The 15,169-nt window shown below is 39.9% G+C and carries 15 protein-coding genes; 9 read left to right on the top strand and 6 right to left on the bottom strand.

Going from position 1 to position 15,169, the window contains the following annotated elements:
* Positions 1-1,458 precede the first annotated feature (1,458 nt).
* The 3 genes from C6N34_RS16730 (at position 1,459) to C6N34_RS16720 (ending at position 5,086) form a co-directional block, all read left to right on the top strand.
* Positions 1,459-1,698, top strand: coding sequence for an FAD-dependent oxidoreductase (locus C6N34_RS16730; protein ID WP_236107265.1), 240 nt, complete (start codon positions 1,459-1,461; stop codon positions 1,696-1,698).
* Entirely contained in the window at positions 1,695-3,908 is a 2,214-nt protein-coding gene (locus C6N34_RS16725) for an FAD-dependent oxidoreductase (RefSeq protein WP_236107262.1), read from the top strand. Before C6N34_RS16730 ends, C6N34_RS16725 begins: the two co-directional genes overlap by 4 nt.
* A 218-nt stretch (positions 3,909-4,126) precedes the next feature.
* Entirely contained in the window at positions 4,127-5,086 is a 960-nt protein-coding gene (locus tag C6N34_RS16720; protein WP_057177379.1) for a DMT family transporter, read from the top strand.
* A gap of 462 nt (positions 5,087-5,548) precedes the next feature.
* Here the strand turns inward: C6N34_RS16720 and C6N34_RS16715 are convergent, their stop codons facing one another.
* Together C6N34_RS16715 and C6N34_RS16710 are read right to left on the bottom strand one after the other, a co-directional pair.
* The gene (locus tag C6N34_RS16715; protein ID WP_006278190.1) at positions 5,549-6,034 is read right to left on the bottom strand and encodes a ribonuclease toxin HepT-like protein; all 486 of its coding nucleotides are present in this window, start codon (positions 6,032-6,034) and stop codon (positions 5,549-5,551) included.
* Entirely contained in the window at positions 6,024-6,434 is a 411-nt protein-coding gene (locus C6N34_RS16710; RefSeq protein ID WP_082604648.1) for a nucleotidyltransferase family protein, read from the bottom strand. The genes C6N34_RS16715 and C6N34_RS16710 overlap by 11 nt, the downstream gene beginning before the upstream one ends.
* Positions 6,435-6,471: 37 nt before the next feature.
* Here C6N34_RS16710 and rpmI point away from each other — a divergent pair, with 37 nt between their 5' ends.
* The 3 genes from rpmI to C6N34_RS16695 all read left to right on the top strand — a co-directional run bounded on the left by rpmI (position 6,472) and on the right by C6N34_RS16695 (position 7,982).
* The gene (gene rpmI, locus C6N34_RS16705; protein WP_009342994.1) at positions 6,472-6,669 is read left to right on the top strand and encodes a 50S ribosomal protein L35; all 198 of its coding nucleotides are present in this window, start codon (positions 6,472-6,474) and stop codon (positions 6,667-6,669) included.
* 95 nt (positions 6,670-6,764) lie between these two features.
* Positions 6,765-7,124 carry a 50S ribosomal protein L20 gene (gene rplT, locus C6N34_RS16700; RefSeq protein ID WP_006278193.1) on the top strand — a complete coding sequence of 120 codons (360 nt, stop codon included), beginning with the start codon at positions 6,765-6,767 and terminating at the stop codon, positions 7,122-7,124.
* Positions 7,125-7,178: 54 nt separating this feature from the next.
* Positions 7,179-7,982, top strand: coding sequence for a transporter substrate-binding domain-containing protein (locus C6N34_RS16695; protein ID WP_057177378.1), 804 nt, complete (start codon positions 7,179-7,181; stop codon positions 7,980-7,982).
* Positions 7,983-8,012: 30 nt separating this feature from the next.
* On the opposite strand, the gene C6N34_RS16690 is transcribed toward C6N34_RS16695, so the two are convergent.
* The 4 genes from C6N34_RS16690 to C6N34_RS16675 form a co-directional block, all read right to left on the bottom strand.
* On the bottom strand, positions 8,013-8,537 hold the full coding sequence (locus C6N34_RS16690) for a tetratricopeptide repeat protein (RefSeq protein WP_057177377.1): 525 nt from the start codon (positions 8,535-8,537) through the stop codon (positions 8,013-8,015).
* Between the two features lie 149 nt (positions 8,538-8,686).
* Positions 8,687-9,016 (bottom strand): ribulose bisphosphate carboxylase small subunit, encoded by a 330-nt coding sequence (locus C6N34_RS16685; protein WP_006278197.1) that lies wholly within the window; start codon positions 9,014-9,016, stop codon positions 8,687-8,689.
* A 60-nt stretch (positions 9,017-9,076) separates the two neighbouring features.
* Positions 9,077-9,460, bottom strand: a complete 384-nt coding sequence (gene rcbX / locus C6N34_RS16680; RefSeq protein WP_006278198.1) for a RuBisCO chaperone RbcX — start codon at positions 9,458-9,460, stop codon at positions 9,077-9,079.
* Between the two features lie 85 nt (positions 9,461-9,545).
* Complete coding sequence (locus C6N34_RS16675; protein ID WP_040009685.1) at positions 9,546-10,976, bottom strand: form I ribulose bisphosphate carboxylase large subunit; 1,431 nt, start codon at positions 10,974-10,976, stop codon at positions 9,546-9,548.
* A 560-nt stretch (positions 10,977-11,536) separates the two neighbouring features.
* Here C6N34_RS16675 and panB point away from each other — a divergent pair.
* From panB to C6N34_RS16660, 3 genes are all read left to right on the top strand, one after another.
* The gene (panB, locus tag C6N34_RS16670) at positions 11,537-12,304 is read left to right on the top strand and encodes a 3-methyl-2-oxobutanoate hydroxymethyltransferase (protein WP_057177376.1); all 768 of its coding nucleotides are present in this window, start codon (positions 11,537-11,539) and stop codon (positions 12,302-12,304) included.
* Positions 12,305-12,525: 221 nt separating this feature from the next.
* Positions 12,526-13,710 carry an NAD(P)H-quinone oxidoreductase subunit H gene (locus tag C6N34_RS16665; RefSeq protein WP_115538082.1) on the top strand — a complete coding sequence of 395 codons (1,185 nt, stop codon included), beginning with the start codon at positions 12,526-12,528 and terminating at the stop codon, positions 13,708-13,710.
* Between the two features lie 172 nt (positions 13,711-13,882).
* Complete coding sequence (locus tag C6N34_RS16660; protein WP_115538081.1) at positions 13,883-15,073, top strand: class I SAM-dependent methyltransferase; 1,191 nt, start codon at positions 13,883-13,885, stop codon at positions 15,071-15,073.
* The last annotated feature ends 96 nt before the right edge of the window (positions 15,074-15,169 follow it).

Below are 15,169 nucleotides of genomic sequence, written 5' to 3'. Positions count from 1 at the left end.
GTAATTACACCGCAAGTCCTATTAATTTCAAGTGAGGATATCTATTTCCCACGCGCCGATTTTTTTTCAATGGTAGGGGTTGACTATTGTCTCTTGGGGATGATACTCTGATAATGGAAATCTGTGCACTTTTTTTATAAATGCTTACACTCCATTATAATCAACCTTCATAATACCACATTTTTATCCCTTCGACCACAGAAAAACTTATCTCAACCCCCTATAAACATAATTTTTTCTTATTGTTTATCTTTTATATTTATATATGAATTTATGGGTTAATACGATTGTACAACCATTTTAAGTTATACAACCCCAAATAATTTGGTCACGTTTGGTAAATTGCCTGTTGGGTTTTCTCCACCCAACAATAATGGAAATCTATATCCCACTGGTGTTTCAATACTACTAATATTTGATATTCCCCTCGCGAAAGAGCGATCGCTATCTATCTCCTATTACAGCACCGCAGGATTTTCCCCATCTTTGGTAATTACACCGGAAGTCCTATTAATTTCAAGCGAGGATATCTATTTACCCACGCGCCGATTTTTTTTCAATGGTAGGGGTTGACTATTGTCTCTTGGGGATGATACTCTGACAATGGAAATCTGTGCACTTTTTTTATAAATGCTTACACTCCATTATAATCAACCTTCATAATACCACATTTTTATCCCTTCGACCACAGAAAAACTTATCTCAACCCCCTATAAACATAATTTTTTCTTATTGTTTATCTTTTATATTTATATATGAATTTATGGGTTAATACGATTGTACAACCATTTTAAGTTATACAACCCCAAATAATTTGGTCACGTTTGGTAAATTGCCTGTTGGGTTTTCTCCACCCAACAATAATGGAAATCTATATCCCACTGGTGTTTCAATACTACTAATATTTGATATTCCCCTCGCGAAAGAGCGATCGCTATCTATCTCCTATTACAGCACCGCAGGATTTTCCCCATCTTTGGTAATTACACCGGAAGTCCTATTAATTTCAAGCGAGGATATCTATTTACCCACGCGCCGATTTTTTTTCAATGGTAGGGGTTGACTATTGTCTCTTGGGGATGATACTCTGATAATCGAAATCTGTGCACTTTTTTTACAAATGCTCACACTCCATTTTCTTTATGATTTATTAACAATTTCTAGTTGTAATCTTCCCAAAATTAGATAAAACTTGAATGGGATTGGTCTTCCCAAAAAATAAAAAGCCCCTACGTGCGGACAGAGCAAAAGTCATCCCTAAGACTCATCAATCCATACGGATTGAGGTTAGGAAACATGGCTGTGACTAGATTGGTGTTCAATTAAAAGTGTTTGATTTTGAACCCTACCAGTCTGGTGAATCCCCATACCTAAAGGTAAGAGGTTGGCAGTTTGAAACAATTCAAGACCAAAGGTCTGAGTAGCTTTGGGTAGATCCTATAGAGCGGAGAGTCAATTATGGTAAAGATAGTGCCAAACCAACATAATGATGTCAATATTTTAGTAATTGGGGCAGGGGTAAGCGGTCTAACAACCGCTATCTGTCTGAGAGAAGCTGGTTTTAATGTGATTATTATTGCAGACCGTTTCGCCCCTGATTTAACCTCTGTTGTCGCAGGTGCGTTGTGGGAATGGCCACCAGCGGTTTGTGGTCGTCATGGGACTCCTAGATCCCTGGAACGCTCCAATGGTGTATGACCGCTTACAATAAATTCAAGGAAATACACGCAGAGTTTGGTTCACAAGAAACAGGCGTTTATTTAAGAGACTCCTATTTTTATTTCCGAGATATTTTGGAAAATCGACCCGCTGATTTTCGCAAGATGAATGAACTCAAGGACAAGGTTGATGGATTTGAAAGAGGATTACACATCGTTAAAGAAACCATTGATTTAACTTTCCAAGGAGGCATAAAAGATGCTTTTAAGCATATGGCTCCCATGGCAAATACTGATGTCTACATGAAGTGGTTACTGCAATACGTCAAGGATATTGGATGTGAAATCATCCAGGAAAAAATTACTGTCAATGTAGTTCAAAATGAGCACGAACTTCTCCGTCGCTTCAATGCAAAAGCAATTGTTAATTGTGCGGGACTAGGTTCTATCGCAACTACAGGAGATACTTCCATGTATCCCTTGAGAGGCGCACTTGTCAGAGTTAAAAATTTAGGTGGAGTGATCACAGATGCTCATTGCATTTCCCACGATGAAACTTCATCCTCTGAACAAGACATTATTTTCATTGTTCCTAGAGGGGATGATTTAGTAGTTTTAGGAGGATTAGCACAGCAAGACCAATGGGATACAAACTTATCTTTGGAAGTGCCAATTATTCGACAGATGTATGATGGTTGTTTGCAATTTCTCCAAGAATTAAGACCACTCCCACTTGATGAACAAGAGCCTGTAAGAACTGGTTTGCGACCATTTACAGAAGAAAATGTTTGTGTAGAAAGAGTGCCAAATACTCGGGTATTTTATAATTATGGACATGGAGGAGCAGGTGTAACTCTATCATGGGGATGTTCACAAGAAATTGTCGAGTTGGTACAAGAAATGATCCGCGAAGATGCCAATCCAGTTGCCTTTTTGAGTAATAAAATAGATACCAATAAGCAGACTATTTTCGTGCTGCATGATATGCTCCCCAGCAAAACTGATTTTAGAGAGATTCAATCAAGCAATAGAAATCTAGTTTTACTCTGTAGTAGGAGAGGAATAAGTAAGGTTATACCCTCCCAGTATCAACACTTGAACCTTGTGCAGATTGTAGAACCCTATAATTTGCAAAATCTCCTCCAAACCTATCAACAAATTAAGGCAGCTTATGGACTACTGGATGATAATTGTCGGATTGTCACCAATGATGAGTATTCCGTACTATTAGCCGCACAGTTACGTGAAACCCTAAATTTAGCTGGCGATCGCCCCACAATGATCCGCCAATTTACTGACAAGAGTTACCTCAAATCTGCCCTCAAAAATTCATCCATTCGTGTACCAAAGCATCTAATTTTTAATCAGAGCCAATACCGCCAGGAGGGAATTTCTTACTTACAGTTTGTCATCAAAGAACTGGGTAATGACATTTTTGTCAAGCCTGTCATTGGTGCGGGAAGCGAAAAAACTAGAAGAATACATACTATTGATGAATTGAAAGCTTGGTGTAACAGCAATGTAGATTCTGATGATGAATTTGAATTTAATGAATTTATCAGAGGCGAATTATACAATACAAGTGTTGTCATGAAAAATGGTCTACCTTGTTATTTTGCTGCTTGCAAACACTACCGACCTAATGATGATTTCATTTACGGTCATGCAATCGGGAATATTGTTGTTAGAGAGGAAGATCCAAAATTTGAGAAACTGCGACAATTCTCCAGTGATACGTTGCAAAGTTTAGAACACGATTATCCCAAAAATGGTGTACTCAACATTGATTTCTTCCTACAAGAAGGCAGTGAAGAACCAATTCTCATGGAAGTAGCAGCACGCACTCCTGGCGGCCTTGTATCAAAAATGTTCTACACATATCAAGGAGTACGTCTCAACGAATTACATCTCCAATTACAGATGGGAGATGATCCTGAAATCATCCTCAAAAACAGAAGTGAATGGAAGTATAGTGCTTACTCGATTCATCCAAAGCAGGAGGGTGTGGTGACAGAAATTGAGAAGCCAATTCTCGACAGTGACGTGGAAGTTTATTGGCAGATTTATCTGGGAGAGACACTCAAGGTATCAGAAAGTATGAGAGATGTTGCTATTGCCATGCTTTTGAGCAATCATGACTTTTCAACACTCGAACAGGATTATAAACTAGCTAATTCTCTCAGTTTATATAAGACTAAAAAAGATTCTTTCCAGGAATTAAAAGCTGTTTTTGTAGCCCTGACAGTATAAGCAAATATGGCGGTATACACCTGATTAAGATACGGTTACTAAATTATTAAGCATGTAGGAGCGTGGGGCTTATACTTCTAGCTTATTTTATACCATTCTAGGGATAACCGCCATATCCAGTTCAAGTTTAACTGTTATGGTTCAGTAAGCTATAATTATCTTCCTGTAGCGAGTATAATGTTTTATACAACAGACAAATAAAATATCTTTCAAAACTTATGCTTGAGCAACCAGGTTTACCACTAAATAGTACCAAAAACTATTCATTTTCATGGGCTTTTGTTTGGTTATTATTAGGAGTTTTTATTTTATCCTTTGGGGCAATTTTTACTCGACTGAGCGAAAACGAACTTGGACCAGCAGGAACTAGTTTTAATCGTTATTACATAGCTACAATTGTTTTGGCTCTGTGGGAAGGAACTCAATATGGGATGAATAATTCATCTAACCCGAATAAATCCATTCAGTTGAAAGATTGGGGAATTTTTCTTTTGTCATCAGTATTAGGAACGGCTACTATTTTTCTTTGGGCTTTGTCATTAACTCAAACCAGCGTTGCTAATTCTAATTTACTCCATAATTTCACCCCTATCTTTGCTGTATTAGGTGGATGGCTGTTCTTTGGTCAACGTTTTGATTATAAGTTTGTATTGGGAATGACGTTAGCAATCATTGGGGTAGCTATCATCAGTTTTGGAGATTTTCAAGAAGCAGTTAACTCCCTTTATGGTGATTGTTTAGCTCTTCTATCTGCTGTTTTTTATGCTCTCAATTATCTAGTTCGAGAAAATCTTCGTTCCAAATTTTCAGCCTCCACTATATTACTGCGGACTTGCTTATTGGGTGGATGCTTTACTTTCTTAATTACATTAACTACTGAAACCCAATTATTTCCAACCTCTTGGCAAACTTGGCTCACAGTTATTTCTCTAGGGGTTTTGTGTCAAATTATAGGACAGGGATTACTAATTCATAATCTTAAGCAATTTTCTTCGGGTTTTGTGACGCTTTTAATGCTCATTGAACCTTTGCTAACAGCTTTATTCGCTTGGGTAATTTTTGGAGAAAAATTGAGCCCTCTTAATTGGATAGCATTTTTTCTGATTTTAACAGGTATATATATAGCAAAATTAAGCATTGGTTCAGTAAAGCTGACTGAGGAAACCTCAGGAGACTGATCGACATTCCCCCCAGTATACTCAACATTCACAAAGAGAGACTTTTAAGATTTGGTTCACAGTTAGTTTTCGCTATGTGTGAGGAGCTTGAAACTTAGACCGAAGACGAGGATATCTATTTACCCACGCGCCGATTTTTTTTCAATGGTAGGGGTTGACTATTGTCTCTTGGACGTGATACTTTGACAATGGAAATCTATACACTTTTTTTTACAAATGCTCACACTCCATTATAATCAACCCTCATAATACCACATTTTTACCCCTTCGACCACAAAAAAACTTATTTTACCATCCCATAAATATAATTTTTTCTTATTGTTCATATTTATATATATGAGTTGAGGGATTAATACAATATGTAGTTATACAATATAACCCCACATAATTTGGTCATATCTGGTAAATTGGCTGTTGGGTTTTCTCCACCCAACAATAATGGCAACACTACTAATATTCGATTTAAATGTTAATCAAGTTCTGTAAAAAAGCTATATAGCTTGTTAATTCATTAAAGACCAGAGCTATTGCCCTTTCATAAATATTGGCTAAATAGTCCAAACGAGACCAATCATAGTTAAAATCGTAGTAATATCTTTTAAAGTGACGGAATCGTCGTAACTCATCCAATAGTTGGTAGGAGTGGTGGGACAAAAGAGCTTGACGAATTCCGGGAATCTCAATCCGCATTTTGCGCAGCAGTTCTTTATGCCATTGGGAATCATCCAGGTGGTTTTCAAATTCTCTAGAGATGCGTAGAAATATAGTTTCTAAACAAGTATAAGTATTACAAAAGATATCCGCCAGCAAAACTGCATCCCGAATATCTCGTTTGCTCTCATCGGTAAAAAATGGTTTATAGGTATTATATAATTTTTCCAAATCTGTCAATACCTTTTGACTTTCTTCAATTTCTGCAATTAGAACTGGTAAACTATCATGATGCATAAATGACCTTACCCTTAAGCAATAGGATTTGTTGAAAAGCAGGATGAATGTCTTCCCAACGAATCAAATCTAAAGAAAAGTTAGTCATAGCTTCTGCATCTGCAAACAAGCGAAGAAAAACCAAAGGTTCAATACCCAACACTGCCAAATCAATATCAGAGACAGAGGAGAAATGTTCTGGCGCTAAAACTGACCCCCACTGAATAATTTGTTTTGGCGCGTAGTCCTGAATAATCATGGCGACAATTCTTTCCGAGTCCAGTTTAGCCTTTTGCCAAAGAAGGTGACGCTCATCTTGAAGTGACCTTTGTTTATCCAGATAGAATTCCTTTGCCTTAGTATAATCAAACATTATATATATATCCTCCCTAATTTTTAATTCTCCCATTTTAGCTTCCATGATATATAATAAGGGATTGTGTCAATTATTAGCCACCATGCCTAAACTCAAGACCCGAAAAGCTGCAGCAAAAAGATTCCGCGTTACTGGTAGCGGTAAAATTGTGCGTCGCAAAGCCTTCAAAAACCATTTGTTAGAACATAAAACATCTGGCAAGAAGCGTAGTCTGTCAAAAATGGCAGTTGTTGACGAAAGGGATGAAGATAATGTGCGCTTAATGTTGCCCTATCTATAAGTCTTGTCAACTTTGGAATTAGTTAGCTATTTAGTTAATAGCTAGTCCATAGTTAAAGTTGTTGAAATTGTTGAAATCATCCAGGTAAAGTAAAAATGACTCGTGTAAAACGCGGTAATGTTGCTCGTAACCGTCGCAACAAAATCCTTAAATTAGCCAAGGGTTTTCGTGGATCCCATTCTACCCTATTTAGAACTGCTAATCAACAAGTAATGAAGGCACTCAGAAGTGCCTATAGAGATAGAAAAAAGAAAAAGCGTGATTTTCGTCGTTTGTGGATTACAAGAATTAACGCTGCTTCTAGACAACAAGGTTTAAGCTACAGTCAGTTAATTGGCAACTTGAAAAAAGCTAATGTGGAGTTGAACCGGAAAATGTTAGCACAATTGGCAGTGTTAGATCCTACTACTTTTGCTAAGGTAGCTGAATTAGCGAGTTCTGTAAAAGGTAATTAGTTAGTTAAGTGCGCGAGGAATTTCTCTTCGTGCACCAAACCATGCACCCAACCAATGAAATTTTTCCTTTTTTTGTTAAGTTTCCTCCCCCTAACCATCTTACTTTTTTCCTGCGTGCTTTTACCCTTACCTGGCATAATAAATACCAGCTTGGCAGCAACCATGCAGGAAATTCAAGAAAGGGGGTACATAACCATTGCGGTGAAGGATAACACTCCTCCCCTAGCATTTAGGGATAAACAGGGCAATTTACAGGGTCTGGAAATTGATTTGGCCAAACGTTTGGCTAGGGACTTGTTGGGTGATTCCCCAAGTTCCAGGGTTAAATTGCAAGTTAAATTCCAACCGGTAACTAATGTTGAACGTTTACCAGCAGTATTCAACCATAAGGTGGATTTAGCCATAGCAAGAGTCACTGCTACTCCATCTCGTTCCCGCATAGTTAGCTTGAGTATACCTTATTACTATGATGGCACAGCTATAGTGACAAAAAACCCTGCTATTCAAAAACTATCAGACCTCAATAAGCGTCGGATTTGCGTACTCAACTATTCCAGCACTATTCCCCATGTTAAATATGCTATTCCCCAAGGGGAGTTGGTGGGCGTGAATTCTTACCTAGAAGCCAAAAAACTATTAGATAATGGTCAAGTAGACGCTTGTGCAGCAGACTCTACTGTATTCCAAGGTTGGATAGAACCACAATATAGCCAATACAAAATACTACTGGACAGACTGTCAGTAGAGCCATTATCAATAGTGATGCCCAAAGGATTGCAGTATGATGACCTAAGAACAAGAGTGAATGACTTAATAGCTGATTACATGGCGCAAGGTTGGTTGAAGAGTCTCTATTAAACCTCTTGACAGGTATCGCTTTAGTCGGAGTCAGTTAGAGACCAGTCTTTTCAAAGACTGAATACGTCTTTTGGCAATAGAATTACTCGGGTTGAATTTAACTGCTTCTTGGTAAGTTTGTAAAGCTTGCGAGGGGAGCTTTTTCTTCTCGTAGGCGTGGGCAAGATTATTCAAAGCAGTAACATAGTCTGGTTTTAACTTGATTGCTTCTTTATATTGTCTAATAGCTAAATCATATTGGTCTTGACAGAAGTAAACATAACCTAGGGCATTATATACAGGAGCAATATCTTTTTCTTCCTCTTCTTCAGCTGCTTTAATAGCCTTTTGGTAAAGGGTAATAGCCTGACTAAAAACCTTTTTCTCGGAATAAATACTTGCTAGTTCGTAATATTCCTGGGCGGAACCCTTTTCCTTCGTCAATTTATTGTTTAAGCGTGCAAGGGAGTTTTCAGTTTTGCGGGTTTTGAGAACCTGACGAAAAACACTAATGGCCGCAAACAAAAGTAACCCAACAAATACTGAAAGATAAATGATAATTAGGTTGTTATCCATACTTGATAATTTACTTGGCAAATTCCATGGAATTAATTTATAGAATTAATTTATAACTAGCTTAACATCAAGTAAGTACTGACACCCCCCTTGGTAAGGGGGGTTGGCGTGATGAGATAGAGAATTAAATCCCCTAACTCCCCTACATATTAGTATCTGGTAGGCTTATGAACAATAAAGCTCAATACTTGACACTGTTTGATGTTATCAAAACCCACAACCCGAATGTAGCAGTTGCTGTATTGAGAACGACAAGACTGTACTTCCCCTAACACCTCACGGGTGGTTTTGGCGTTGAACAGGGGTAGCTTCCACAATGTCCAGAAAAACTCTGTAGGTTCAGAAGTCTCATTGAACTCCACCGCAGGAATATACCCTTGGCTCAAAATGTATTGCACTTGTTTCTCAATTTGCGCGTCCGACAGGGGAGGAAGATAGGATAGGGTTTCGTAACGACGCTCTTTTGGTAAGGTTTGCATAGCTAAACGCTCTGTGGCTATAGTTTACTACTGATTGTGCTGGTTTTATGGAGAATTCTTCTAACCAGCTGGGTTATCTAAATTGTTATCTGGGTGAGGTTCAAATACGCTTAGTTGGGTTATTCGCTCAAGATGTTGACGACGCTGCTCCATGTTGGCTTGCTGTATGTTAGTCCGTACCATCTCTGGCAAAAATTCTGTGATTTCTGCCGCAATGTATTCCCGCACTGTCATAATCCGCAAGGCTAAATCCGACTTCTCTCGAAACAGCTCTTCGATGTATCTCTCTCCATCTTGAACCTTTCCTGCAGAAAAGTTATGTAGCCAAACCGCCAAGGGTGGATTAGTTTCGCTCAACTGCACTAATACTATCCTCAACGCCTGGTATGTTAGGTAGCTCTGGAGAGTTTTGGCAGTCTCTTTGGCAATTTCCCGCAAATTCATATTTGAACCGTCCCCTCGATAAAAGGAATAATGCAATTTTTAGGATGAGGTTATGATTGCTTCATCCTTGCACTTTTGCACTAGATCAGACGGTATCAACTGTCTCAAATTCAAATTTGATTTCTTTCCACAGTTCGCAAGCAGCTGCTAATTCAGGTGACCACTTGGCAGCTTCCCGAATAATGTCGTTACCTTCACGGGCTAAGTTACGACCTTCGTTACGCGCTTGAACACACGCTTCTAAGGCTACACGGTTAGCTGTGGCTCCAGGTGCATTACCCCAAGGGTGACCTAATGTACCACCACCAAATTGTAGTACGGAATCATCTCCGAAGATCTCTACTAGAGCTGGCATGTGCCATACGTGAATACCACCGGAAGCTACCGCCATTACCCCAGGCATGGAAGCCCAGTCTTGGGTAAAGTAAATACCACGAGATTTGTCTTGTTCTACGTAATTCTCACGTAATAAATCTACGAAACCCATGGTGATCGCGCGATCGCCTTCTAATTTACCTACTACGGTACCGGTGTGAATATGGTCTCCACCAGACATACGCAGGGCTTTAGCTAGTACCCGGAAGTGAATCCCATGGTTCTTTTGACGGTCAATTACGGCGTGCATAGCACGGTGAATGTGTAATAACAATCCGTTATCACGACACCAACGAGCTAGGGTTGTGTTAGCTGTGAATCCTGCAGTCAAGTAGTCGTGCATGATGATGGGCATCTCTAGTTCTTTGGCGAACTCGGCACGCTTGAGCATCTCTTCACAGGTAGGAGCTGTAACGTTTAGGTAGTGACCTTTGATTTCACCTGTTTCTGCTTGAGACTTCTTAATAGCTTCCGCTACAAATAAGAAGCGATCGCGCCATCTTTGGAAAGGAGCGGAGTTGATGTTTTCATCATCTTTGGTGAAATCCAGACCACCGCGCAAGCACTCATATACTGCACGTCCGTAGTTTTTAGCGGAGAGACCCAATTTGGGTTTAATGGTACAACCTAATAAAGGACGACCATATTTATTCAACTTGTCGCGCTCAACCTGAATACCGTGGGGAGGTCCTTGGAAAGTCTTGAGGTAAGCTACGGGAATACGTAAATCTTCTAAACGCAGGGCGCGTAGGGCCTTAAATCCAAACACGTTACCTACAATAGAGGTAAACATGTTAGTTACGGAACCTTCTTCAAATAGATCCAGGGGGTACGCTACATAAGCGATATATTGATTGTCTTCACCTGCTACTGGTTCGATGTCGTAACAACGTCCTTTGTAACGATCTAGGTCAGTCAATAGATCTGTCCAAACTGTTGTCCAAGTACCTGTAGAAGATTCAGCTGCTACTGCTGCACCTGCTTCTTCGGGGGGAACTCCAGGTTGGGGTGTCATCCGGAATGCAGCCAAAAGGTCTGTATCCTTTGGTGTGTAATCGGGCGTGTAGTATGTTAGTCTGTAATCTTTAACCCCAGCTTGATACCCAGATTTGCTCTGAGTCTTCGTTTGCGCGTAAGACATATTTTTCTTCCAAGAAGTCACTCTTTCTAATATCAAATCACGTTATGTGCCACTTCCTATCACTCTCTCCTTTGATCCTTTTCTCATCAACTGTATAAGAAAAACTTATATAACAGTCAGTTTTTATGGCCACAAGGCACTGTTTGGGGACTTTACTACGTTAGTCTCCCACTACTCCCCTAAACTCGTAGAATGTGGAAATTTCAGCTGCTACTGGTTGGATCAAGAGAACCGGGGGACAAAAATTGCACAGGACGGAATTTTGGACAATCCTCAACAAGAGGAGTTTTGCTCTTTGGGGAATTTGATGAATTTTCCTCAAGTTGCGCCACGGGTACCACGAGAACCTAACCAATAACCTAACTGTTGTGGAATATTAGAGTATAATACCCTCCTAGTTGGGGTTGGCTAACCAGCACTTTTGGTAACCTGTTCCACAATATATCAACAATTGGATCACTTATTCTTTCAATCTTTGGAATTGATAGATTTAAATTTCTTATGAGAAGAAATTTTTAACTTTTCTTTCTTTTTTACCATCTACCTACTTTGAAACAATTATGCCAATTAACACCCAGCAATTAAAACAGTGGAAACAACAAGGAAGATCTATTGTTGCTTTGACCGCTTGGGACTATGCGATCGCACAACTGTTAGATGCTGCTGGGGTGGATTTAATTCTGGTGGGGGATTCTCTGTCAGTTATTCTGGGTTATGAAACCACCTTGCCTGTGACCTTAGAAGAGATTATCCATCATGCCAAAGCCGTAAAGCGCGGAATTAAACGAGCTTTGTTAGTAGTAGACCTACCCTTTTTAACCTACCAAGAAAGTATAGCCCAAGCCATGCAGTCAGCGGGGAGGGTATTGAAAGAAACAGGAGCCCAGGGAGTAAAATTAGAAGGGGGTTATCCCGCCATGATTGATATCATATCCAGATTAGTACAAGCAGGTATTCCCGTGCTAGGTCATTTGGGTTTAACCCCACAATCCATACATCAATTGGGTCTCAAACAACAAGGCAAAACCCCCCAGACCGCCGACCTAATTTTTCATCAGGCGATCGCCCTAGAACAGGCGGGTGTGTTTGCCCTGGTTTTAGAGCATATCCCCAGTCAATTAGCGGTTAAAATCACAAAAGAATTGAGTATTCCTACTATTGGAATTGGAGCGGGGCAAGAATGTAATGGTCAGATATTAGTTACTTCAGATGTTTTAGGGCTTTCTGAGAAACAACCACCATTTGCCAAAGTTTATACAGATTTACGGCAAGAGATTACCAAGGCTGTAGAAAAATATGCCTTAGAGGTTCGTAACCAGGATTTTTAGATTGGGCCCAACTCCCAATTTAGGTATTTAAATAGATTTAATAGATTTAAACCTAGGCCTAAAATCCTCCGAGAGTGGCAAAATGAGAGAAGCAAAAACATCAAGTCCAAAAAGTACAACTGCAATCCTGCTGTCCTGACAAACTAAAATTGGGCAGATGCGGTCAATAGCATCTGATTAGCAGCGGTTCAATACAAACTGTTAAAAATGGGAGAAAATCCATGAGTAGAATAGAAACCCGCACGGAACCGATGGTGCTAAATATGGGTCCTCATCACCCCTCAATGCACGGGGTGTTGAGATTAATAGTCACCCTAGATGGAGAGGATGTAGTTGACTGCGAACCCGTCATTGGTTATTTACACCGGGGGATGGAGAAAATTGCCGAGAACCGCTCAACTATTATGTATGTTCCCTATGTTAGTCGTTGGGACTATGCTGCGGGGATGTTCAACGAAGCGGTAACAGTCAATGCACCGGAAAAACTAGCAGGTATTAAAGTTCCCAAACGAGCTAGTTACATTCGTGTAATTATGCTAGAGTTAAATCGTATTGCCAACCACCTATTATGGTTTGGACCTTTCTTGGCGGACGTAGGTGCCCAAACGCCCTTCTTTTATCAATTCCGGGAAAGGGAAATGATTTATGACCTATGGGAAGCAGCGACAGGTTATCGCATGGTCAACAACAACTATTTCCGGGTTGGTGGGGTAGCAGTGGATTTACCTTATGGTTGGGTAGATAAATGTGAAGAATTTTGTGACTATTTCCTTCCTAAAGTAGATGAATACGAAAGGTTAGTTACCAACAATCCTATCTTCCGTCGTCGGATTGAGGGAATTGGGACAATTACCCGGGAAGAAGCCATTAACTGGAGTCTTTCAGGTCCAATGTTAAGGGGTTCGGGAGTGAAGTGGGATCTGCGGAAAGTGGATCATTATGAGTGTTATGACCATTTCGACTGGGAAGTACAGTGGGAAACCGCAGGTGACTGTCTTGCTCGATATATGGTAAGAATGCGAGAAATGCGCGAATCCGTAAAAATCATCAAGCAAGCTCTAAAAGGATTGCCAGGTGGTCCTTATGAGAATTTAGAAGCGAAACGCATGATGGCTGGACCTAAATCCGAATGGGATAGCTTTGATTATCAATATGTGGCCAAAAAAGTTGCTCCTACCTTTAAAATTCCTGCTGGGGAGATTTACTCCCGTGTGGAAAGTGGTAAGGGAGAACTAGGCATTTATTTAGTGGGTGATAATAATGTCTTCCCCTGGCGTTGGAAAATTCGTCCTGCTGACTTCAACAATCTGCAAATTCTGCCCGGTTTATTACGCGGTGTTAAGGTAGCGGATATTGTGGTTATTCTCGGTAGTATTGACGTGATTATGGGTTCGGTTGACAGATAGTTTTTGGATTGGGGAAATGGGGAAATTAACGCCATGACAAGCCTGTTTTTGATTGTCGAGGAACACATTGCTAAGGAATGGTCAAACCGACCAAATTAAACAAGCCTATTCATCGCAAAAACGGTTACAGTTATGCCTGAAAAAGTACCCAGACAGAAAGGAATGTCTAGCTATGTCCAGAAATTGTCGAACAGCAGCCAACCCCTTATATCAAATTATTGCCGATTATATTGACACTAGCGACCAGAGACGTATTACTTTTGCAGAGTATATGGATTTGGTTTTATATCATAGTGAATATGGGTATTATTCTAGCCATTCAGGGCAAATTGGTTTTGCAGGTGGTGATTTTTTCACCTCCCCCAGTTTAGGTGATGATTTTGGTGAATTACTTGCCAAACAGTTTTTGCAAATGTGGGAGAATTTAGATCAACCTAGACCTTTTCACCTAGTAGAAATGGGTGGAGGAACAGGTGTTTTGGCATTCCAGATTCTCAAGTTTTTAAAAAATCACCATCCAGACTTTTGGGAAATTATAGAATATATTATTATTGAAAAATCCCCCAAATTAAAATGGGAACAACAACAAAGATTGGAGGGATTTTCCGTCCAATGGTTAGATCTACCAGAAATTCTACCTGGTTCGATGGTAGGTTGTTTTTTTTCCAATGAACTAGTGGATGCTTTCCCCGTTCATGAGTTCATTTTAGAAAAAGGCAAATTACAAGAAATTTATGTGACCTATAGAGCAAGCAACCCCATAGAATTTATGGAGGTAGTAGGGGAACCATCCACACCCAAATTAGCAGAATATCTACAGTTGGTGGAAATTGACATCAGTCAAAATGCTTATCCAGAAAATTATCGCAGTGAAATCAACCTAGCTGCTTTAGACTGGTTAAGTATAGTGGCTAACTGCTTACAGCGCGGCTATGTGCTAACAATAGATTATGGCTACCCTGCAACTCGATATTATCATCCTCGAAGATCTCAAGGGACATTACAGTGCTACTACCAACACCGTTACCACCATAACCCCTATATCAAAGTGGGAGAACAAGACATTACCACCTATATAGATTTCACAGCTTTAGAAAACTGGGGTAAACGGTGTGGGTTAAATCCCGTGGGTTGGACACAACAAGGATTATTTTTGATGGCTTTGGGTTTAGGTGATAGAATATCCGCCCTCTCCTATCAACAACACCCCCTATCACAACTGCTAAAACGTCGGGAAGCTCTACATCAACTAATTTCCCCAGAAGGATTAGGCAATTTTGGGGTTTTAGTACAGAGCAAAGGACTCACAACCACCCAAAGTCAGTTACCCCTCCAGGGATTTATCACACCAGTGGTTTTTTGACAGGTTAATGGTTAACATAGCAGTGTTAATTGCTGTAGCTATAATCTACCTATAATCTAAACCTTGGTAAATAACTATGAGTACCCATGATTTGAT

The organism is Cylindrospermopsis raciborskii Cr2010, from assembly GCF_003367075.2.
Lineage (GTDB): Bacteria > Cyanobacteriota > Cyanobacteriia > Cyanobacteriales > Nostocaceae > Raphidiopsis > Raphidiopsis raciborskii.
The sequence above is the reverse complement of the archived record's forward strand: the minus strand, read 5'-3'. Positions and strand labels throughout refer to the sequence as shown.